Raw genomic sequence first — 21,477 nt, 5'->3', positions numbered from 1 at the left:
ATTAGCTGCCTAGGCAGAGAATGTATGTCGAGATGTTACTGCCTAGGCAGAGAATGTCAACGCAATAGTTAGGATGCTTTGTATTTGGCTGATAAGTGGCGACGGGATTTGTAGTGACCGCACTGCCGCCTTCGCGAGCAAGCCCGCTCCCACATTTGATCGCATGCTTATGTAGCGACTCGGTCGAATGTGGGAGCGGGCTTGCTCGCGAAGGCCGCGACTCGGTTATGAAGTGGGGCGGGCCTAGAAATCCCGCTTGTAGAAGATGTCCAGCGAACTGGCCACGCCGCTGGCGGCTTCGAGGTAGACCTTTTTGCTCAGTTTGTAGCGCAAGGCGATGGTGTTGGCCGGTTCGAACACCCCGACGCCATAACGCAGGCTGAGCTTTTCCGAAATATTGCCGCTGGCCACCACGGCGGTGTTGGCGCCGCTGCCTTGGGTATCGAGCTGGAAGTCTTGAATGCCCAGATCCTTGGCCAAGCCGCTGGTCACCCCGGAGCTGCCCATCAAGCCCAACCCGAGGGCGGCTTGGGCGAGCATATTGTTGTCTTCACCGGTGGTGCTCAGCGGACGCCCCAGCACCAGATAGGACAATGCCTGCTCCTGACTCATCGCCGGTTCGGAAAAGATCTGCGTGGTCGGCTGCTCGGCGCTGCCACTCAGGCGAATGCCGGCAATGACATCGTCGGTCTGGCGAATCGCTTCGATGTCCAGATACGGCTGATCGATGGGACCGGCAAACAACAGACGCGCCCGGCGCACCGTCAGTCGCTGACCGTAGGCGCGGTAACGTCCGTCGTTGAGCCACAGCTCGCCACGGGTGTCCATGTTGTCGCCAATGTGCACCTGACCTTGCAGGTTGGCGGTCAGGCCGAAGCCGGCAAAGCTGAGTTTGTCCTGCCCGACCACCACATCGATGTCCATCGCCATGGCCATCGGTGGTTTGCCCTCTTCAGTCTGCTGACCGACGATCACCGTGTCATCGGAGACCTTGACGGTCGATGGCGGCAGTTCGCGCACGGTGATTTCACCCTTGGGCACCAGCACTTTGCCGACGATTGCCAGTCTGTCGTCCTTCATGGAGATCTTCAGGTCCGGTGCGACTTCCAGCGCGGCGTAGGGCTCGACGGTGACCGGCAACTGCGAGCCCTTGAGTGCCAGATCCACCACCAGCGCCTGACCCCAGGCGATGTTGCCATTGAGGCTGCCCTGCCCGCTCTTGCCGCTTTTCCAGCCGCCATTCAGTTGCACGGTTTCGCCGGCAATCACAGCTTGAAGTTGCAAGGCTTCGAGCGCCATCGGCAGCTCAGGCCCGGAGATCTCACCGTCGCGCAGCTCAAGGTTGCCATTGACCAGCGGCGCCAGCAGTCCGCCAGACAGTGTGCCGCTGCCGTTCAAATGCCCGGAGAGTTTCTCGACCATCGGTACAAACGGCCGCGCCACCGACAAGTCCAGACCACTGAGACGGAATGAGCCGGACAGCGGTTTGTTCTTCGGTATCGGATTGATCTGCGCCTGAACCATCAGCTCACCGAGCTTGCCGCCGACAAAGTTGAGGTCGGTGTCGATGCGTTTTGGCGTGAGTTTGCTGGTGAGCTTCAGGGTCTGGTATGGGAAGTCCAGCCATTGTTCCTTCTCGCGCATACGCAAGGTGCCGCCGCTGGCGTCGATGCTGATCTGGCCGTTCGGACCGCTGGCCGGCAAGTCCAGTTGCAGGTCGGCGTTGAGCTTGCCCTTCCAGGCGAAATCCTTTGGTAGCCATTGCGCCAGGCTGTCGATGGGGAACTGCTTGAGGTGGTAACGCAGTTTCGGCTCGGGCATCAAGCGCTGGTCTTCGCCGCACAGGCTGGCCGGGCCAGACATCCAGCAATGGGCGCCGAAGTTTATTTTGCCGTCCGCCAGTCGCTCAAGCTTCGCCGGATTTTGCAGTTTCCAGGCCTGACCGCCGGCCTGGATATCGCCACTGGCCAGACGCCCACGCCAATTGCCCTTGTCCAGCGTGCCATCAAGACCGAGCGCCAGTTTCAGCTTCGGTCCTTGCAGATCGAGGGCGAGCTTCTGGTTTTTGATGTCGCCCTGACCGCTGGCGGTCAACGTGCCCAGTGAGGTGTCGCCGGTCTGGATGCCGCTGCCCTTGAGGTCGATTTTCGCCCGCTGGGCGCTGTCGAGGGTGGCGTCCAGATTTAGGCTTTGCAGGCGATTGTCTTCGAACGCCAGTTGCGTGCCTTGCAGACCGAGCTTGCCTTGTGGCGCTTTGAGCGTGCCGGCGACATCGACCCGACCATTGAGCTGACCGCGCAGTTGCGGCCAGAGCTGGGCCAGACGCGGCAGCTTGATGTCGAGCTGGCCGGTGAGCTTCTGTTGCAGGCTGCCTTTGCCGTTGATGCTGTTGTCGCCGAGGCGAATCTGCAAGGTATTGAGGTTCCACTGCTCGCCGGCGCCATCGGCCTTGGCTTGCAACACCGCCGGTTGCCCGCGCAGCTTGCCTTTCAGGTCCAGATCGGCGGTCAGGCTGAGTTGTTCATTTTTCATCTCGCCTTTGCTGCGCAATGGCCCAGCCAAGGTGCCCGGCAATTCCGCGAGCCAGTACGCCGGGTTGATTGCCGAGAGGTCCAGCGCCGTATCCCAGGCGATACCGTCGGCGAACTGCAGATTCAGGTGCCCTTCGGCCTTGCCCTGCCCGGCTTCGAGTTTGAATTGCGGCAGGTGGATTTTGCTCAAGTCGCCGCTGAACGGGCTGTTCAGACTGAACGCCCCCGCCGGGCCATCCAGTGCGGCTTTGAAGTTACCGATGTAGTTGCCGTCGGTGTAGGAGACTTCACCGTTGAAGCTACGCAGCGCCACTTGCGGCTCGTCGATCAGCGGATAGAGACGGCGCCACGGGAAATCCAGCCAGTCGATTTTCGCTTCAGCACTCAGGCCTTTGCTCCAGTCCACTTGCCCGGTGAGTTTGAGGCTCTGTTTGTCGTTGGCCGTCAAATCAAGACCGGCGATCTGCGCGCCCTTGGCGTCGACCTTGCCTTGCAGCAACAGAGCAACCGGGCCTTGCTCTGCGGGTAACGTGGCTTTGCCGAGCAATTGGTAACCGTTTTTCAGGTCGCCGTCGCCGGTGAGCTCCAGTTGATTGAGTTGCAGGGTGTCCGGCAGATCGGCGCTAGGTTTGAAGCCGTCGGCGGTGATGCGCACGTTGGCCGGGAGGTTTTCAACGAGCGGTTGCAGTTCACCGGTGAGTTGCCCGTTCAGGTAGCCGCTGCTGTCGGCTTTCAGGTTCAGGGTTTTCAGCAGATCGCCGTCGACCTTCAGGGTCAGTGCCCATGGTTCGGTACCCGGAGACGGTAAAATCAATTTGCCTTCAGCGGTCAGCGGCCAGTTGCCGCTTGGTTGCAACAGGCCGGACAGGTTCAGGCTCAGCTCATCACGCTGCAAGTGCACCGAGTCGATCTGCAAACCTTTCTCGGTCCAGTGCGCCGCCAGTTGCAGCCCCTTGAGTTCTTCACTGCCGTTGAACAGCAGGCGGCCGATTTTGACGTCGCCCAATTCGATGGCCAGCGGCAATTTCAAGTCCGGCAGACTGATCGGCCCGCTGCTTTCCTCTTCCACGCCCGGCGGGAATTGCAGGCTGACCTGCTCGGCCTGCAATTGCTCGATGCACAACGTCATGCGCATCAGGCACAGCGGCGACCAGGCGAAAATCGCTTTGTCCAGCTCGACCCGGCTGCTGTCCTGCTGCCACTCCAGATGATCGGCGCTCCACTGCCCCCCCAAACGGCCCTGGAAATTCGCCACGGTCAAACCCGGCACAAACCCGAGCGCCCAGCGACTGCCCGTCGGAGTACCCAGCACGGTGACCAGTGTCAGCACGATCAGCATCAGCAGCGCCGGGATCGCCAGCAGCGTTATTTTCAAACCACGCTTCACAGCTCAGGCCCCATGGAAAAGTGCAATCGAATGCCGCCGTCGTCGTCCATCGCGTGGGCCAGGTCAAGGCGAATCGGCCCCACCGGCGAAACCCAGCGCACACCAATACCGACCCCGGTTTTGAGGTTCGGCAGTTCGAGTGTGTTGAAGGAGTTGCCCTGGTCGATGAAGGTAGCGACCCGCCATTTTTCGGCGACCGAGTATTGATACTCGACGCTGCCGGCCACCATGTAGCGGCCACCGATACGGTCGCCATCGGAGTTTTCCGGAGACAGGCTCTGGTAGTCGTAACCGCGCACGCTCTGATCGCCACCGGCGAAGAAGCGCAAGGACGGCGGAACGGATTTGTAGCCGTTGGTGGCGCTGCCGCCGACCTGCACCCGACCGAGCAAGCGGTGTTTGTCGAAGACCGTGGTCAGGCCTTTAACCAGCGCCGTGCCGTAGAGCAAGTTGGTGTCCGAACCCAACCCTTCCTTGGCGACTTTGGTTTCGAATTGCAGGCGATAACCGTTGTGCGGATCGATGCGGTTGTCACTTTTCAGGTACGAATAGCTCACGCCGGGCATCAGCAAGGTGCTGAGCCCCGAATCGTCACCGAGTTGGTATTCCTCACGCTGCCATTTGAGTGATACCACCCGCTGCCAGCCGCTGGGCAACTTGCTGTGCCATTCGGGGCCGAGGGTCAGCAGTTTGCTGAGGGTATCGGTGCCAGCGATTTCTTCATATTGATAACCACCGGCAAAACGCAGTTTGTCGGTCAATGGTGGGTCCAGCGGAACGTCGTAAAACAGCCCGACGTTCTGCCGTGGCGCCGAAATCTCGGCCTCCCAGCCGTAACTATGCCCTTGAGGATTGACCCAATGCCGCGTCCAGTTGGCTTTGACCCGTGGACCGACGTCGGTGGAAAAGCCCAGACCGAGGCCCATGGTCCGTGGCTTGCGGGTTTCCAGTTTGACCGCCACCGGGATCACGTCATCCTTGGACGCGGTCGGCGCCGCGTCGACGCGCACGCCCTCGAAATAACCGCTCGATTGCAGCGCCTGATTGAGTTCGGCGATCAGTTCGGAGTCATAGGGCGCACCGGCCTTGAACGGCACCATGCGTTGCAGCAGGTCTTCATCGAACGGCGTGTCGCCTTCAAAACTGACCTTGCCCAGCGCATAGCGCGGGCCGCTGTCGTAGATCAATTCGATGTCGGCGACGCCGGCGCGCGGGTCCACCAACAGTTTCTGGCGGGTGAAGCGCCCACTGAAAAAGCCATAACGCGAGGCCTGGTTCTGGATCAGCCGCTTGGCGTCTTCGTAACGGCCATGGTTCAGCACCGCGCCGGGTTTGAGCAGATCGCTTTTCGGTACTCTAAAGGATTTGAACGAGGCCGCCGGGCCGTCGATGCGCACCGTGACGTTGCGCAAATGGATCGGCTCACCGGGGTCGATGTTCAGCACCAGGCGCGGCGTCTTGCCACCCTTCACGTCGCTGTCGATTTGCGGCTGGTAATAACCCAAGGCCTGGGCGGCCTTGCGCGCCTGTTCTTCGGCGCCGCGACTGAAGCGCAGCAAGGCTTCTTCATCGCGATCGCCGAGGCTACCGATATAGCCTTCTATATTGGCCTTCAGTTCATCGTTGGACGGTTTGATCCGCACATCCAATTCACTTTGCGCCAGCGCCGCGCAGCTGGAGATCAGCATCAGCACGCCACTGGTAAATCTTCCGGAAAACTTCATAGCGCGGATGCTATCACGAGCCTGGGGGCCTGATAGAGCCTGACCTGCCGTGAAAGTTCTACTGTTATGCCGTTGCCGTTTGTAACACCTGCGGATTCGCGTGGAAAAACACGTGTTCAAGAATCGGGCCTACTGCTACTTCGCCGATTTCCTCATAGCCCTGTCGCTTATAGAACTCCAGATAACGAGGATTCCCGGTGTCGAGGATCACGCCTTGGGAGTGTTCATCGACCGCGCACCAGTTGTGCACCGCTTGCAGCAATTGTTCGCCGAAGTGCTTGCCCTGGAATTGTGGATGAACCCCCAGCAGCGGCAGGACATGCACCGAGTCAGACGGCACGCACGCCATCACGGCGGCGTGGTAATCGAGGTAGCGTCGGGTACAGCGAAACCCGGTGCTGAGCACCATCCGCAGACGCCAGGCCCAGCTTTCGGTGATACCCAGGCGGCGTTGCGGCGGTGCGATCAGGGCGATGCCGATCAAGCGGTCATTCACTAGCAGGCCGATGGCTGGCAACTCCTGAAGAAAGTGTTGCTTGACCAGTTCGCGCACCGTGGCCCGTACTCGCTGTTCATAGCCGGGACGTTCGGCTTCGAACAGGTAGCCGAACGTCGGCTCGTGCCGGTACGCCTGATACAACAAGGAGCGTGCTTCGCGGGAATAGCCGCTGTCGAGCATGTGAATATCGGCGATGACGGTCGAGGTTTCGGGCATAACGGTAGTTCTCCCCTGGGCGCGGCTCAAAAATGGCGGCGCTCTTATTGTTACGAGCGTGTTGGCGCTGGCACAGTTCCTGACTGATCCGAAATCAGTGGTGGTACTTAAACCGTCATCGCGAGCAGGCTCGCTCCCACAAGGTATAGACCAGACTCATAACCTGTGGGAGCGAGCCTGCTCGCGATTGGGCCATAACGTCCCACACAAAGCTGACGGGCAAAAACGAATCGCCTCACCCCAAGGCTGGCCCCATTCCTACATGTCAGCTAGCATCGCATTTTTGCCAGGACTGCCGACCATGAAGATCGTCTCCTTCAACATCAACGGGCTGCGCGCTCGCCCGCATCAGCTGGCGGCGCTGATTGAAAAGCATCAACCGGACGTGATCGGCCTGCAGGAAACCAAGGTCCACGACGACCAGTTCCCCCTGGCCGAGGTTCAAGCACTGGGTTATCACGTGCATTTCCATGGGCAAAAAGGCCATTACGGCGTGGCCCTGCTCTCGCGCCAGGAACCGATTGCCTTGTACAAAGGTTTCACCACTGACGAAGAAGACGCCCAGCGACGCTTCATCTGGGGCACTTTCGCCGACGCCAATGGCGTGCCGGTGACCATCATGAACGGCTATTTCCCACAGGGCGAAAGCCGCGATCACCCCACCAAATTCCCGGCCAAGGAACGTTTCTACAGCGATTTGCAGCAATTGCTGGAAAGCCAGTTCAGCAACGACCAGCCGATTGTGGTGATGGGCGATGTGAACATTTCCCCCGAAGACTGCGACATCGGCATCGGCCCGGACAACATGAAACGCTGGCTGAAAACCGGCAAGTGCAGCTTCTTGCCCGAAGAACGCGAATGGATGGCCCGCTTGAAGAATTGGGGCCTGGTGGACAGCTTCCGTCACCTGAACCCGGACGTTGCCGACCGTTTCAGCTGGTTCGACTACCGCAGCCGCGGTTTTGAAGATGAACCCAAGCGCGGGCTGCGGATTGACTTGATCATGGCCTCCCATGGATTGTTGCCGCGAGTGAAGGATGCCGGCGTGGATTACGATTTGCGCGCAATGGAAAAGCCCTCCGATCACGCACCGATCTGGCTTGAGTTGAGCTGATCCGGTTTTGCTGATCATTCCCACGCTCTGCGTGGGAATGCATCCCGTGACGCTCTGCGTCACATTCAAGAGCGGAACGCGGAGCGTCCTCGACGGCGTTCCCACGCAGAGCATGGGAACGATCACTGTCATCGTTCAGAAACCTTACTGACTTATTCTCCCGGCACTTTCTTTGGCTTCATTAGGTGCCGGCATGACGCTGCGCGTGTTGTTCCTGTTGCTGCTCGGCGCTGTGCTGCCGTTGCCGGTGTCGGCCAGCGATTTGCCGATGCCCGAGCGTGGCCCGGTGTTACGCATCCAGGGCTCCAACACCATTGGCGCAGCATTGGGCCCAGCGCTGGTCGAGGGCTTGATGCGTGAACAGGGCTTGCTCAAGATTCATCGCGAAGCCCCGGACAAAGCCAACGAACAACGCATCGTCGGCGAAACCGTTCAGGGACGCCGAGTCGAGGTGGAGGTCGCTGCCCATGGTTCCAGCACCGGGTTCAAAGCCCTGAGAATCGCCTCTGCCGATCTCGCGGCTTCGTCGCGCCCGATCAAGGACAACGAACGGCTGGATCTTGAGCCGCTGGGCGACCTGAAAAGCCCGATTGCCGAGCAAGTCATCGCCATCGACGGGCTGGCAATCATCCTTCATCCGCACAATCCGCTGAAGCAACTCAACACCGTACAACTGGCGCGAATCTTCAGCGGCGAAGCGAAAACCTGGGAAGCACTCGGCGGCACCGGTGGGATGATTCATCTCTATGCGCGGGATGATCAATCAGGCACCTATGACACGTTCAAGGAACTGGTCCTCAGCCCGCGTGGGAAAACCCTGAGCGGCAACGCGAAACGCTTCGAATCCAGCGAGCAATTGTCCGACGCCGTCAGTCTGGACCCGCAAGGCATCGGCTTCATCGGTTTGCCTTATGTGCGCCAGGCCAAAGCCGTGGCCATTGTCGATGGCGACTCCCAGGCCATGCTGCCGGTCAATAGCCTGATCGCGACGGAAGATTACCCGCTATCCCGTCGGCTGTTCTTTTACCTGCCGCCGAATGGGAAAAATCCCTGGGCCAAGGCCTTGGTGAAGTTTGCCCAAAGCAGCAAAGGTCAGGCGATCGTCGCAGCCAATGGCTTTATCGCACAGACTGTGCAGGCCATGGCCGTCACGCCGAATGCGTTGATGCCCGAGGGTTATCAGGCACTCAGCCGTCATGCCCAGCGGCTGACGGTGAATTTCCGCTTCGAAGAAGGCAGCGCGACGCTGGATAACAAGGCCCGACAAGACCTGTCGCGGGTACTCGACTATATAAAGCAGCACGACAAAATCAATCGGCAGGTGACGCTAGTCGGGTTTGGCGACGCCAAGAGCGACCCGGCGCGGGCCGATCTGCTGTCGAAACTGCGGGCCATGGCGGTGCGGCGAGAGCTGGTGAAAAGCGGCGTGGTGTTTCGCGAGATTCGAGGTTTCGGCGCCGAGATGCCGGTAGCGACCAACAGCGGGGATGAGGGGCGGATCAAGAATCGGCGGGTTGAGGTTTGGGTGTATTGAACCAGACACCCTCGCGGTGAAAGGTCTGACGCATTCGCGAGCAAGCCCGCTCCCACAGGTGACCGAGTTCTCTCAAGGGAGTGCGGTCAAATGTGGGAGCGGGCTTGCTCGCGAATGGCAGGCGCCGCGGATTTACTGACCGCTACGCATCATTTCCTTCGGCACATATTTACCGATCTCGAACTTGCCGATCGCCGCGCGGTGCACTTCGTCCGGGCCGTCGGCCAGACGCAGGGTGCGTTGCATGGCGTACATGTAGGCCAGCGGGAAATCGTTGGAAACCCCTGCCCCGCCATGGATCTGGATCGCCCGATCGATCACCCGCAATGCCACGTTCGGCGCCACGACTTTGATCTGCGCGATTTCGCTCTTCGCCACCTTGTTGCCGACGGTGTCCATCATGTACGCCGCTTTCAACGTCAGCAGGCGCGCCATGTCGATCTCCATCCGTGAGTCGGCGATCTTGTCGATGTTGCCGCCCAGACGCGCCAAGGGTTTGCCGAACGCGGTGCGGTTGACCGCACGCTTGCACATCAACTCCAGCGCACGCTCAGCCATGCCGATCGAACGCATGCAGTGGTGAATCCGGCCCGGGCCGAGGCGACCCTGAGCGATTTCGAAGCCGCGTCCTTCACCCAACAGGACGTTTTCGTACGGCACCCGGACGTTTTCGAACAGTACTTCGGCGTGACCGTGAGGCGCGTCGTCATACCCGAACACCGGCAGGGGACGCACAATCTTCACGCCAGGGGTATCCACCGGCACCAGAATCATCGAGTGCTGCGCATGGCGCGGTGCATCCGGATTGCTCAGGCCCATGAAGATCAGGATCTTGCAGCGTGGATCGCAGGCGCCAGAGGTCCACCATTTCTTGCCGTTGATCACCCACTCATCGCCATCACGCACAGCGCGGGCGGCCATGTTGGTGGCATCTGACGAGGCCACGTCCGGCTCGGTCATGGCGAACGCCGAGCGAATCTCGCCGCGCAACAGTGGTTCAAGCCAGCGTTGCTTCTGCTCTTCATTGGCGTAACGCACCAGCACTTCCATGTTGCCGGTGTCTGGCGCGGAGCAATTGAACGGTTCAGGACCGAGCAGCGAGCGGCCCATGATTTCCGCCAATGGCGCGTATTCGAGGTTGGTCAGGCCGGCGCCGAGTTCGGATTCAGGCAGAAACAAATTCCACAGGCCTTCAGCTTTGGCCTTGAGTTTGAGTTCTTCCATGATCGCTGTCGGCTGCCAGCGATCGCCCTCGGCGACCTGGCGTTCGAACACCGCTTCAGCGGGATAAACGTAAGTGTCCATGAACGCGGTCACGCGCTCACGCAGTTCTTGCACTTTGGGCGAATAAGCGAAATCCATGGGCAGCTACCTTCTAAAGGGAGGTTGTTCAGGTCATGCAATCGATGCTAGAACAGCGTTGATAATTTACCTAGCCTATTCTCGGCGTGTATTAACATTCATCACCGATATATGATCGACTGATCGAGCCACCTTCCTAAAACAAGAAGCAGAGAGCGCAGCGCAATGAATCTGAGCAAGGTCGACCTCAACCTTTTCATCGTCTTCGACGCGATCTACACCGAAGCCAACCTGACGCGCGCCGGGCAGATTGTCGGCATCACTCAACCAGCCGTCTCGAACGCTCTGGCCCGCCTGCGCGAGACCTTCAACGATCCGCTTTTCGTGCGTACCGCCCAAGGCATGGTGCCCACACCGATGGCGCAGAACATCATCGGCCCCGTGCGCAACGCCCTCTCCTTGCTGCGGGTGTCGGTGCAGGAAAGCCGCATCTTCAACCCGTTGCAGGCGGTCAAGACTTACCGCATCAGCATGACCGACCTCACTGAAGCGGTGATCCTGCCGCCGCTGTTCCAGCGCCTGCGACGCCTGGCGCCGACGGTGATCATCGAAAGCTTCCTGTCCAAACGTCGCGAAACCACCAAGGAACTGGCGGCCGGTCGTCTCGATTTCGCGGTGGATGCGCCACTCAACACCGACCCGCAGGTGCGTCACGTCAAGTTGATGGAGGACCGTTACGTGTGTGCCATGCGCAAGGGCCATCCGTTGGCGGGCAAAGAGAAATTCACCCTCGACGATTATCTGTCCCTGACCCACATCCATATCTCCAGCCGGCGCAGCGGTCTGGGTTATGTCGATCTGGCCCTGGGCAAAATGGGCATCCAGCGCAAGATTGCCCTGCGCTCCCAGCATTACCTGATGGCGTCCCAGGTGCTGCAACAGACCGACATGGTCATGACCGTGCCGGAACGCTTCGCCCGTCGCCATGACCTGTACGCGGTGAACCTGCCGGTCAAAGAAGTTCCGCCGGTGGAAACTCACCTCTACTGGCACGAAAGCACTGACCAAGACCCGGCCAACCGCTGGATGCGCGAGCAAATGATCGAGTTGTGCCAACAGGTTACGGCGCATGAGAAGAAGCTCGATAAGGTGTAGGGCTTTGGACCGCGTCATCGTTCTTCGCGAGCAAGCCCGCTCCCACAGGTGATCGCATTCCCCTGAGAGAACGCGGTCACCTGTGGGAGCGGGCTTGCTCGCGAAGAGGCCGGTGATAACAACGAAGATCCATGCCCCTTGACGTAAACGTCAACCTGACATTAGCTTAGCGCCATGACCTTTTTCGAGCGCTTCCATGAGCAGCCAGACCTATAGCATTTCCGACCTCGCACGCGAGCTCGACATCACCACACGGGCCATTCGCTTCTATGAAGAGCAAGGCCTGCTCAGCCCCGAGCGCCGCGGCCAGGAGCGCATTTATTCGCCCCGTGACAAGGTCAGCCTGAAGCTGATTCTGCGGGGCAAGCGCATTGGTTTTTCCCTGGCCGAATGCCGCGAGCTGATCGAGCTCTATGACCCCTCCAGCGGTAACACCAAGCAACTGCACAGCATGCTGGCGAAAATCGCCGAGCGTCGGGAACAACTCGAACAGCAATTGCTGGACATCGAACAGATGAAACTGGAACTCGATACGGCCGAAGAGCGCTGTACTCAGGCGCTGGAACAGACAATCAAGAGCCAGCAGGCCGTCCAATAACCGTACAACGATTTAATGTGGGAGCGGGCTTGCTCGCGAAAGCGGTCTGTCATTCAACACTGGTGTCGGCTGGCCCGACGCCTTCGCGAGCAAGCCCGCTCCCACAGTAGATCGTCGTTCGCCCACTACTACAGGTGAATCCTCCATGTCCCTACCCACCCACGTACGCCTGGTCGAAGTCGGCCCCCGCGACGGTTTGCAAAACGAAGCCCAGCCCATCAGCGTTGCAGACAAGGTGCAACTGGTCGACGCACTGACCGCCGCAGGCCTGGGCTATATAGAAGTTGGCAGTTTCGTCTCACCCAAATGGGTGCCGCAAATGGCCGGTTCCGCCGAGGTCTTCGCGCAGATCCAGCGCAAGCCGGGCGTAACCTATGGCGCCCTCGCCCCCAACCTGCGGGGCTTTGAAGATGCCATCGCCGCCGGGGTCAAGGAAGTCGCCGTGTTTGCCGCAGCGTCCGAATCGTTTTCCCAGCGCAACATCAATTGCTCGATCAGCGAGAGCCTCGAGCGCTTCGTGCCGATCATGGACGCCGCCAGACAACATGGCGTCAGCGTGCGCGGTTACGTGTCCTGCGTGCTGGGCTGCCCTTACGAAGGGGACATCGCACCGGAACAAGTCGCCCGGGTTGCTCGTGAGCTCTATGCGATGGGCTGCTACGAGGTTTCGCTGGGAGACACCATCGGCACCGGCACCGCTGGCGCGACCCGCAAGATGTTCGAAGTGGTATCGGCCGATGTACCACGTGAAAAACTGGCCGGGCACTTCCACGATACCTATGGCCAGGCCATGGCCAACATCTACGCCAGTCTGCTGGAAGGCATCGCGGTGTTCGACAGCTCCATCGCCGGCCTCGGCGGCTGCCCATACGCCAAGGGCGCCAGCGGAAATGTCGCGACCGAAGACGTGGTTTACCTGCTCAACGGCCTGGGTATCGAGACCGGAATCGACCTGGATGCCTTGATTCGAGCCGGCCAACAGATTTGCGCGGTGCTGGGGCGCCCTACCGGTTCGCGCGTGGCCAAGGCCCGCAGCGCACAGTGACAGTGTGAATGTGTCCGGGTGTTACCGCGTGTTCTGAAACGTGGGCGGAAACGAGTAACACGGAAACAAATTGTCGGGTTTGGGTTGGATGAAAAACCCTACGAAAAACTCAAAGCATTGAATTTAAAGGGTTTTTAAAAGTTGGCACGGCTTCTGCTATCTCTATGGCATAACAAGAATAAAAACTGCAAACCAATAAAAATAAGACGTAACGACTCTGACATAACAAGAACAACACGGCAGAGACGCAGCTAACAGATTTTTTTGGAGAGGATGTGCTTTTCAGGGTGCTTTTCGAAGTAACCCGCAACCGGGCAGAGAACAATAAAACTACCTTCAGGTAGCTCCCGAACTGGTTGGATCGCTTAGCGAAAAAGTAGATCAGCGCTCAAAAAAATACGTTTGCTCTTGATCCCGGATGGGGATCGACAAAAACAGCGGTAAAGGGCCACGGTTGCCAAAAACAACAACAGACCGCCCCTCAATAATAAAAAAAGAGCACGTACGACAAAATTAAAGGGGAGCTTCGGCTCCCCTTTGTGCTTTCTTGCCTTCCGGTTTTTCTCGATCCAAATGTGGGAGCGGGCTTGCTCGCGAATGCGGTGGATCAGTCACCATCAGTATTGACTGACACACCGCATTCGCGAGCAAGCCCGCTCCCACACTGGTTATGTGTCAGTCTTTGTTGATGCGCAGCTCCTCAATGCTGATCTCACGCATCCGGAACTTCTGGATCTTGCCAGTCACCGTCATCGGAAACTCCTCGACGAACTTGAAGTAACGCGGCGTCTTGAAGTGCGCTATGCGCTCCTTGCACCAGGCTTGCAGTTCCTGCTCGGTGGCGCTGTGGCCGGGGTGGAATTTGATCCAGGCGACGATCTCTTCACCATAACGGGAACAAGGAATGCCGATCACCTGCACGTCGGCGACCGCCGGGTGGGTGAAGAAGAACTCTTCCAGTTCCCTTGGGTAAACATTCTCACCGCCACGGATGATCATGTCTTTGTTACGCCCGGCGATGCACACGTAGCCTTCGTCGTTCATGCTCGCCAGATCGCCGGTGTGCATCCAGCCCGCCTCATCGATAGCCTCGGCGGTGCCTTGCGGGTTATTCCAGTAGCCGAGCATCACGCTGTAGCCCCGAGTACACAGCTCTCCGATAGTGCCGCGCGGTACCAGGTTGCCCGCCTCATCGATGATTTTGCTTTCCAGTTGCGGCTGGGTTCGGCCAACGGTGGTGACGCGCAATTCCAGCTCGTCTGACGGACCGGTCTGCAAAGACACAGGGCTGGTTTCCGTCATGCCGTAGGCAATCTGCACTTCGCTCATGTGCATTTCATTGATAACCCGGCGCATCACCTCGATCGGACAGGTCGCCCCGGCCATGATCCCGGTGCGCAGGCTCGACAAATCAAACTCGGCGCGCTTGGGCTGATCGAGCATGGCGATGAACATGGTTGGCACGCCGTAAAGCGCGGTGGCTTTTTCTTCGGCGACGGTGCTCAGTGTCAGCAATGGATCGAAGGCGTCGTTGGGGTAAATCATGGTGCTGGCGTGGGTGACGCAACCAAGATTGCCCATGACCATGCCAAAGCAGTGATACAGCGGCACCGGAATCACCAGCCGATCATTGACCGTCAGCCCGAGGCTTTCGCCGACCATGTAGCCATTGTTGAGAATGTTGTAGTGGCTGAGGGTCGCGCCCTTGGGGAAACCGGTGGTGCCGGAGGTGTATTGGATGTTTACCGCTTGATCGAAATGCAGACTGTCCTGGCGTTCGCGCAATTGCTCGATTGACACGCTGGCCGCCAGATCGGTCAGCTGCGACCACGGCAGGAAACCTGATGGCGGTTGCGTATCCAGGCTGATCACCCCGCGCAGTTCCGGCAGACGTTCGCTCTGCAACTGGCCGATGGATTGCTCCGCCAGTTCCGGAACCAATCCTTGCAACATGCCGTGATAGTCGGAGGTCTTGAAGGCCCCGGCACAGACCAGCCATTGGCAACCGGACTGCTTCAACACGTATTCGAGTTCGGAACTGCGGTAAGCGGGATTGATGTTGACCAGGATCACGCCGATTTTCGCGCTGGCGAACTGGCTGATGCACCACTGGGCACAGTTCGGCGCCCAGATGCCGAGTCGATCACCAGTCTGCAAGCCCAGCGCCAAAAATGCTCTGGCGTGCAGGTCAACAGCTTCTGCCAACTGCTGCCAGGTGTAACGCAGTTGTTGATGGCGCACGACCAGCGCCTCCCCGTTCGGGTATTGCGCGACCGTGTTATCGAACGCCTGCCCGATGGTCATCGCCAGCAAGGCTTTGTCCTGGGAACCACGGGTATAGCTGCGCTGCGGGCTTGCACTGGTTTGATCCATGACGACCCCTATTGTCTTTATTAGTGGGTTGCCGAACGTCACCTGTGGGAGCGGGCTTGCTCGCGAATGCGGTGGGTCTGTCGACATGAATGTTGAATGACAAACCGCTTTCGCGAGCAAGCCCGCTCCCACAGAGTCGGTCCGCTTTACCGTGTCGAAACTGGCTCTACTCTCGCTCAAGTTGACGTTAACGTAAAGGGTCATTGACAGCCATTCGTCACAGGCTTACGTTAACGTAAAGGTGAGAGCCGAATCACTGCCCTCCCCACCCTACAAAAAAGCCAAAAGGTGCCCCATGAGCTACCCATCCCTGAACTTTGCCCTCGGTGAAACCATCGACATGCTGCGCGATCAGGTTCAGTCCTTCGTCGCCAAAGAGATCGCCCCGCGCGCCGCTCAGATCGACATTGACAATCTGTTCCCCGCCGACCTGTGGCGCAAATTCGGCGACATGGGCCTGCTGGGTATCACCGTGCCTGAAGAGTACGGCGGTGCGGGCCTGGGTTACCTGGCGCACGTCGTCGCCATGGAAGAAATCAGCCGTGGTTCGGCCTCGGTCGCCCTGTCCTACGGCGCCCACTCCAACCTTTGCGTCAACCAGATCAACCGCAACGGCACTCACGAACAGAAAAGCAAATACCTGCCGAAGCTGATCAGCGGCGAGCACATCGGCGCCCTGGCCATGAGCGAACCGAATGCCGGTTCCGACGTGGTCTCGATGAAACTGCGCGCCGACAAACGTGGCGACCACTACGTACTCAACGGCAGCAAAACCTGGATCACCAACGGCCCTGACGCCAACACCTACGTGATCTACGCCAAGACCGACCTGGAAAAAGGTCCGCACGGCATCACCGCGTTCATCGTCGAGCGTGATTCCAAAGGCTTCAGCCGCAGCAACAAATTCGACAAGCTCGGCATGCGCGGTTCGAACACCTGTGAGCTGTTTTTTGATGACGTGGAAGTGCCGGAAGAAAACATCCTCGGCGTGCTCAACGGCGGCGTGAAAGTGCTGATGAGCGGCCTCGACTACGAGCGCGTGGTGCTTTCCGGCGGCCCGACCGGGATCATGCAGGCTTGCATGGACCTGATCGTTCCGTACATCCATGACCGCAAACAGTTCGGCCAGAGCATCGGCGAATTCCAGCTGATCCAGGGCAAAGTCGCCGACATGTACACCCAACTCAACGCCAGCCGCGCCTACCTCTATGCGGTGGCCCAGGCCTGCGAGCGTGGCGAAACCGCGCGCAAGGACGCCGCCGGCGTCATCCTCTACAGCGCCGAATGCGCAACCCGAATGGCCCTGGACGCGATCCAGATTCTCGGTGGCAACGGCTACATCAACGAATTCCCCGCCGGTCGTCTGCTGCGAGACGCCAAGCTGTACGAAATCGGCGCCGGCACCAGTGAGATCCGTCGCATGCTCATCGGTCGCGAACTGTTCAACGAAACCCGCTAAACGGAGCTGCACATGGCTATCCTGCATACCCAGCTCAACCCCCGTTCGGCGGAGTTCGCGGCCAACAGCGCGGCAATGCTCAAGCAGGTCGACGCCCTGCACACCCTGCTCGCGCAAGTACAGCAAGGTGGCGGCCCGAAGGCTCAGGAGCGGCATACATCGCGGGGCAAACTGCTGCCCCGTGAGCGGATCAATCGCCTGCTCGATCCGGGTTCGCCATTTCTGGAAATCAGCCAATTGGCGGCCTACGCGGTGTACGGCGAAGACGTTCCCGCCGCTGGCGTGATTGCCGGTATCGGCCGGGTGGAAGGCGTCGAATGCATGATCGTCGCCAACGATGCCACCGTGAAAGGCGGTTCTTATTACCCGCTGACCGTGAAAAAACACCTGCGCGCGCAAACCATCGCCCAACAGAATCGCTTGCCCTGCATCTATCTGGTGGACTCCGGCGGCGCCAACTTGCCGCGTCAGGATGAAGTGTTTCCGGACCGCGAACACTTCGGGCGGATCTTCTTCAACCAGGCCAACATGAGCGCCATGGGCATTCCGCAGATTGCGGTGGTCATGGGCTCGTGCACCGCCGGTGGCGCTTATGTACCCGCGATGGCCGACGAGGCGATTATGGTTCGTCAGCAGGCAACGATTTTCCTTGCCGGCCCACCGCTGGTGAAAGCCGCGACGGGTGAAGTGGTCAGCGCCGAAGACCTCGGCGGTGCCGATGTGCACTGCAAGATTTCCGGTGTCGCCGACCACTACGCCGAGAGCGATGAACACGCCCTCGCCTTGGCCCGGCGCAGCGTCGCCAACCTCAATTGGCGCAAGCTCGGTGAACTGCAACAACGCACGCCGATCGCGCCGCTGTACAGCAGCGACGAGTTGTACGGCGTGGTGTCGGCGGACGCCAAGCAACCCTTCGACGTGCGCGAAGTGATCGCCCGGCTGGTGGACGGCTCGGTGTTCGATGAATTCAAGGCATTGTTCGGCACGACATTGGTGTGCGGCTTTGCCCACCTGCACGGTTACCCGATTGCGATCCTCGCCAACAACGGCATCCTGTTCGCCGAAGCCGCGCAGAAAGGCGCGCACTTCATCGAACTGGCCTGCCAGCGCGGCATCCCGTTGCTGTTCCTGCAAAACATCACCGGTTTCATGGTCGGCCAGAAATACGAAGCCGGCGGCATCGCCAAGCACGGCGCGAAACTGGTGACCGCCGTGGCCTGCGCCAAGGTGCCAAAATTCACCGTGATCATCGGCGGCAGTTTCGGTGCCGGTAACTACGGCATGTGCGGTCGGGCTTACGATCCGCGCTTCCTGTGGATGTGGCCGAACGCCCGGATCGGCGTGATGGGCGCCGAACAGGCGGCGGGCGTGCTGGTGCAGGTCAAGCGTGAGCAAGCCGAGCGCGGTGGCCATGGTTTCAGCGCCGAGCAGGAAGCCCAGATCAAGCAACCGATCCTCGATCAGTACGAAGAGCAGGGTCATCCCTATTATTCCAGCGCTCGACTATGGGACGACGGTGTCATCGACCCGGCGCAGACACGCGACGTGTTGGCCCTGGCCTTGTCGGCATCGCTGAATGCGCCAATCGAACCGAGCCGCTTCGGCGTGTTCCGGATGTGATTTTTTGTGGGAGCGGGCTTGCTCGCGAAGGATTCACCGCGGTTTACCTGATGCACCGCGTTATCGTTCTTCGCGAGCAAGCCCGCTCCCACATGAGTTGTGGAGACGTAACACATGAGCGACTTCAACACCCTCGAACTGCTGACCGACCCGCGGGGTTTTGCGACCTTGTGGCTCAGCCGTGAAGAAAAGAACAACGCCTTCAACGCCGAAATGATCCGCGAACTGATCCTCGCGCTGGACAAAGTGTCGAGCGATGCCAGTCTGCGTTTTCTGTTGATCCGCGGACGCGGCAAGCATTTCAGCGCCGGTGCCGATCTGGCCTGGATGCAGCAATCGGCCGAACTCGATTACCACACCAACCTGGATGACGCCCGGGAACTGGCGGAGTTGATGTACAACCTCGCCAAACTGAAAATCCCGACGCTGGCCGTGGTGCAAGGCGCGGCGTTCGGCGGCGCGCTGGGCCTGATCAGTTGCTGTGACATGGCCATCGGCGCCGATGACGCACAGTTCTGCCTGTCGGAAGTGCGCATCGGCCTGGCGCCGGCGGTCATCAGCCCGTTCGTGGTGCAAGCTATCGGCGAGCGAGCGGCACGCCGCTATGCGTTGACCGCAGAACGTTTCGGCGGGCAACGGGCTCGGGAAATCGGCTTGTTATCGGAGAGCTACCCGATGGCTGAACTGGAACAGAAAGTCGATCAGTGGATCGACAACCTGCTGCTCAACAGTCCGGCGGCCATGCGCGCCAGCAAGGACTTGCTGCGTGAAGTCGGCCATGGCGCGCTGACTCCGGCGCTGCGACGCTACACCGAAAACGCCATCGCCCGAATCCGCGTCAGTCCCGAAGGCCAGGAAGGCCTGCGTGCCTTCCTGCAAAAACGTCCGCCGAACTGGCAAGCCGAAACCACCCTCAAGGAGCCGCGTTGATGAGCGCACCTGTTCTCACCACCTTGCTGGTGGCCAACCGCGGCGAAATCGCTTGCCGGGTGATGCGCACTGCCAAAGCCCTGGGCCTGACCACCGTGGCCGTGCACAGCGCCACCGACCGGGATGCCCGGCACAGCCGCGAAGCCGATATCCGCGTTGACCTGGGCGGCAGCAAAGCCGCCGACAGCTACTTGCAAATCGACAAACTGATCGCCGCTGCGAAAGCCAGCGGCGCCCAGGCGATTCATCCGGGCTACGGCTTTCTTTCGGAGAACGCCGGGTTCGCCCGCGCAATCGAAGCGGCCGGCCTGATCTTCCTCGGCCCGCCCGCCTCGGCCATCGACGCCATGGGCAGCAAGTCCGCGGCCAAAGCCCTGATGGAAACTGCAGGCGTGCCATTGGTGCCCGGCTATCACGGTGAAGCCCAGGACCTCGAAACCTTCCGCGACGCCTGCGCACGCATCGGTTATCCGGTGCTGCTCAAGGCCACGGCGGGCGGCGGTGGCAAAGGCATGAAAGTGGTCGAGGACGTCAGCCAACTGGCCGAAGCCCTGGCCTCGGCGCAACGTGAAGCGCTGTCCTCGTTCGGCGACTCGCGGATGTTGGTGGAGAAGTACCTGCTCAAGCCACGCCACGTGGAAATCCAGGTGTTCGCCGATCAGCATGGCAACTGCTTGTACCTCAACGAACGTGATTGCTCGATCCAGCGTCGGCATCAGAAAGTCGTCGAAGAAGCCCCGGCTCCGGGTCTGAGCCCGGAACTGCGTCGAGCCATGGGCGAAGCCGCTGTGCGCTCGGCACAGGCCATCGGTTACGTCGGCGCCGGCACCGTGGAGTTTTTGCTGGATGCGCGCGGTGAGTTCTTCTTCATGGAGATGAACACGCGCCTGCAAGTTGAACACCCGGTCACCGAAGCGATCACCGGCCTCGATCTGGTGGCCTGGCAGATTCGCGTGGCCCGCGGTGAAGCGCTGCCGATGACTCAAGACCAGGTGCCGCTGATCGGCCATGCGATTGAAGTGCGGCTGTATGCCGAAGACCCGGGCAACGATTTTCTACCGGCCACCGGGCGTCTGGCGTTGTATCGTGAATCCACTGCAGGACCGGGGCGTCGCGTCGACAGTGGTGTCGAAGAAGGCGACGAGATTTCGCCCTTCTACGACCCGATGCTCGGCAAGCTGATTGCCTGGGGCGAAGACCGTGAACAGGCACGGCTGCGTTTGCTGAGCATGCTTGATGAGTTTGCCATCGGCGGGCTGAAAACCAACATCAACTTCCTGCGCCGAATCATCGGCCACCCTGCATTTGCCGCGGCGGAGCTGGATACCGGTTTTATTCCGCGTTATCAGGAACAACTGCTGCCAGCACCTTCGGACCTCAGCGACGAGTTCTGGCAAGCGGCCGCGCAGGCATTTGCCCAGAGCCAGCCGAGCACGACCCGCACTGATGACCTGAGTTCGCCTTGGGGTATCGGCAACGGATTCCGTGCCGGACTGCCAACAGAAATCACCCTGCATTTGAGTTGCGAAGAGCAAGACCGGGCGCTGACTTTGGGCGATGCCGACGCTCATACCGCGCAGCTCAAGGGTGAATACCTGCTGACCGAACACAACGGCTTGCGCCGCCAGCATCGGGCAATCCGCCGGGGCGATACGCTGTATCTGCAATGGGACGGTGAGCTGCGCCGCATCGAGTCGTATGACCCGATCAGTGCCGTCGAAGCCAGTCACAGCCATCAGGGCGGACTCACCGCGCCTATGAACGGCAGCATCGTGCGAGTGCTGGTGGAGGCCGGGCAAACGGTCGAAGCCGGGGCGCAATTGGTGGTGCTGGAAGCGATGAAAATGGAGCACAGCATTCGCGCGCCCCACGCTGGGATTATCAAGGCGTTGTATTGCCAGGAAGGCGAGATGGTCAGTGAAGGCAGTGCGTTGGTGGAGTTGGAACACGCGTGAAATGAAGATCGGTCCTACGCGTTGCGAGGACCGAT

14 protein-coding genes are annotated in these 21,477 nt (G+C 60.0%); 9 read left to right on the top strand and 5 right to left on the bottom strand.

Annotated features, from left to right (window positions below; all coding sequences use genetic code 11):
• Positions 1-243: 243 nt before the first annotated feature.
• From IB250_RS00945 to IB250_RS00935, 3 genes are all read right to left on the bottom strand, one after another.
• On the bottom strand, positions 244-3,918 hold the full coding sequence (locus IB250_RS00945; protein ID WP_192342612.1) for a translocation/assembly module TamB domain-containing protein: 3,675 nt from the start codon (positions 3,916-3,918) through the stop codon (positions 244-246).
• Positions 3,915-5,642: an autotransporter assembly complex protein TamA gene (locus tag IB250_RS00940; RefSeq protein ID WP_192342611.1), complete on the bottom strand. Its 1,728-nt coding sequence runs from the start codon at positions 5,640-5,642 to the stop codon at positions 3,915-3,917. The genes IB250_RS00945 and IB250_RS00940 overlap by 4 nt, the downstream gene beginning before the upstream one ends.
• A gap of 64 nt (positions 5,643-5,706) precedes the next feature.
• Positions 5,707-6,357: a GNAT family N-acetyltransferase gene (locus tag IB250_RS00935; RefSeq protein WP_192342610.1), complete on the bottom strand. Its 651-nt coding sequence runs from the start codon at positions 6,355-6,357 to the stop codon at positions 5,707-5,709.
• A gap of 301 nt (positions 6,358-6,658) precedes the next feature.
• Between IB250_RS00935 and xthA the strand changes: the two genes are divergently transcribed.
• Positions 6,659-7,471, top strand: coding sequence for an exodeoxyribonuclease III (gene xthA / locus IB250_RS00930; protein WP_123496618.1), 813 nt, complete (start codon positions 6,659-6,661; stop codon positions 7,469-7,471).
• A gap of 193 nt (positions 7,472-7,664) precedes the next feature.
• Positions 7,665-9,005, top strand: a complete 1,341-nt coding sequence (locus IB250_RS00925) for a substrate-binding domain-containing protein (protein ID WP_192342609.1) — start codon at positions 7,665-7,667, stop codon at positions 9,003-9,005.
• Positions 9,006-9,137: 132 nt separating this feature from the next.
• Here the strand turns inward: IB250_RS00925 and IB250_RS00920 are convergent, their stop codons facing one another.
• Entirely contained in the window at positions 9,138-10,367 is a 1,230-nt protein-coding gene (locus IB250_RS00920; RefSeq protein ID WP_030130892.1) for an acyl-CoA dehydrogenase, read from the bottom strand.
• A 165-nt stretch (positions 10,368-10,532) separates the two neighbouring features.
• Between IB250_RS00920 and IB250_RS00915 the strand changes: the two genes are divergently transcribed.
• The 3 genes from IB250_RS00915 (at position 10,533) to IB250_RS00905 (ending at position 13,105) form a co-directional block, all read left to right on the top strand.
• The gene (locus IB250_RS00915) at positions 10,533-11,462 is read left to right on the top strand and encodes a LysR family transcriptional regulator (protein WP_007904083.1); all 930 of its coding nucleotides are present in this window, start codon (positions 10,533-10,535) and stop codon (positions 11,460-11,462) included.
• Between the two features lie 196 nt (positions 11,463-11,658).
• Positions 11,659-12,060, top strand: a complete 402-nt coding sequence (locus tag IB250_RS00910; RefSeq protein ID WP_008068244.1) for a MerR family transcriptional regulator — start codon at positions 11,659-11,661, stop codon at positions 12,058-12,060.
• Between the two features lie 145 nt (positions 12,061-12,205).
• Positions 12,206-13,105, top strand: coding sequence for a hydroxymethylglutaryl-CoA lyase (locus IB250_RS00905; protein ID WP_063343084.1), 900 nt, complete (start codon positions 12,206-12,208; stop codon positions 13,103-13,105).
• Positions 13,106-13,780: 675 nt separating this feature from the next.
• Here IB250_RS00905 and IB250_RS00900 read toward each other — a convergent pair.
• Positions 13,781-15,478 (bottom strand): AMP-binding protein, encoded by a 1,698-nt coding sequence (locus IB250_RS00900; RefSeq protein WP_192342608.1) that lies wholly within the window; start codon positions 15,476-15,478, stop codon positions 13,781-13,783.
• A 295-nt stretch (positions 15,479-15,773) separates the two neighbouring features.
• On the opposite strand from IB250_RS00900, the gene IB250_RS00895 reads away from it, so the two are divergent.
• The 4 genes from IB250_RS00895 (at position 15,774) to IB250_RS00880 (ending at position 21,442) form a co-directional block, all read left to right on the top strand.
• Entirely contained in the window at positions 15,774-16,937 is a 1,164-nt protein-coding gene (locus IB250_RS00895) for an isovaleryl-CoA dehydrogenase (RefSeq protein ID WP_007904074.1), read from the top strand.
• Between the two features lie 12 nt (positions 16,938-16,949).
• Positions 16,950-18,557 carry a carboxyl transferase domain-containing protein gene (locus tag IB250_RS00890; protein WP_192342607.1) on the top strand — a complete coding sequence of 536 codons (1,608 nt, stop codon included), beginning with the start codon at positions 16,950-16,952 and terminating at the stop codon, positions 18,555-18,557.
• A 114-nt stretch (positions 18,558-18,671) separates the two neighbouring features.
• Positions 18,672-19,487, top strand: a complete 816-nt coding sequence (locus IB250_RS00885) for a gamma-carboxygeranoyl-CoA hydratase (RefSeq protein WP_192342606.1) — start codon at positions 18,672-18,674, stop codon at positions 19,485-19,487.
• On the top strand, positions 19,487-21,442 hold the full coding sequence (locus IB250_RS00880) for an acetyl/propionyl/methylcrotonyl-CoA carboxylase subunit alpha (RefSeq protein WP_192342605.1): 1,956 nt from the start codon (positions 19,487-19,489) through the stop codon (positions 21,440-21,442). Before IB250_RS00885 ends, IB250_RS00880 begins: the two co-directional genes overlap by 1 nt.
• The last annotated feature ends 35 nt before the right edge of the window (positions 21,443-21,477 follow it).

The sequence above is a fragment of the Pseudomonas sp. PDM09 genome (genome assembly GCF_014852305.1).
Lineage (GTDB): Bacteria > Pseudomonadota > Gammaproteobacteria > Pseudomonadales > Pseudomonadaceae > Aquipseudomonas.
The sequence above is the reverse complement of the archived record's forward strand: the minus strand, read 5'-3'. Positions and strand labels throughout refer to the sequence as shown.

Excerpts from the sequence above, each read along its gene's own strand:
- xthA (WP_123496618.1), top strand. The coding sequence starts at position 6,659 with ATGAAGATCGTCTCCTTCAACATCAACGGGCTGCGCGCTCGCCCGCAT.
- IB250_RS00885 (WP_192342606.1), top strand. The coding sequence starts at position 18,672 with ATGAGCGACTTCAACACCCTCGAACTGCTGACCGACCCGCGGGGTTTT.
- IB250_RS00895 (WP_007904074.1), top strand. The coding sequence starts at position 15,774 with ATGAGCTACCCATCCCTGAACTTTGCCCTCGGTGAAACCATCGACATG.
- IB250_RS00920 (WP_030130892.1), bottom strand. The coding sequence starts at position 10,367 with ATGGATTTCGCTTATTCGCCCAAAGTGCAAGAACTGCGTGAGCGCGTG.
- IB250_RS00910 (WP_008068244.1), top strand. The coding sequence starts at position 11,659 with ATGAGCAGCCAGACCTATAGCATTTCCGACCTCGCACGCGAGCTCGAC.
- IB250_RS00890 (WP_192342607.1), top strand. The coding sequence starts at position 16,950 with ATGGCTATCCTGCATACCCAGCTCAACCCCCGTTCGGCGGAGTTCGCG.
- IB250_RS00935 (WP_192342610.1), bottom strand. The coding sequence starts at position 6,357 with ATGCCCGAAACCTCGACCGTCATCGCCGATATTCACATGCTCGACAGC.
- IB250_RS00880 (WP_192342605.1), top strand. The coding sequence starts at position 19,487 with ATGAGCGCACCTGTTCTCACCACCTTGCTGGTGGCCAACCGCGGCGAA.
- IB250_RS00940 (WP_192342611.1), bottom strand. The coding sequence starts at position 5,642 with ATGAAGTTTTCCGGAAGATTTACCAGTGGCGTGCTGATGCTGATCTCC.
- IB250_RS00905 (WP_063343084.1), top strand. The coding sequence starts at position 12,206 with ATGTCCCTACCCACCCACGTACGCCTGGTCGAAGTCGGCCCCCGCGAC.
- IB250_RS00900 (WP_192342608.1), bottom strand. The coding sequence starts at position 15,478 with ATGGATCAAACCAGTGCAAGCCCGCAGCGCAGCTATACCCGTGGTTCC.
- IB250_RS00915 (WP_007904083.1), top strand. The coding sequence starts at position 10,533 with ATGAATCTGAGCAAGGTCGACCTCAACCTTTTCATCGTCTTCGACGCG.
- IB250_RS00925 (WP_192342609.1), top strand. The coding sequence starts at position 7,665 with ATGACGCTGCGCGTGTTGTTCCTGTTGCTGCTCGGCGCTGTGCTGCCG.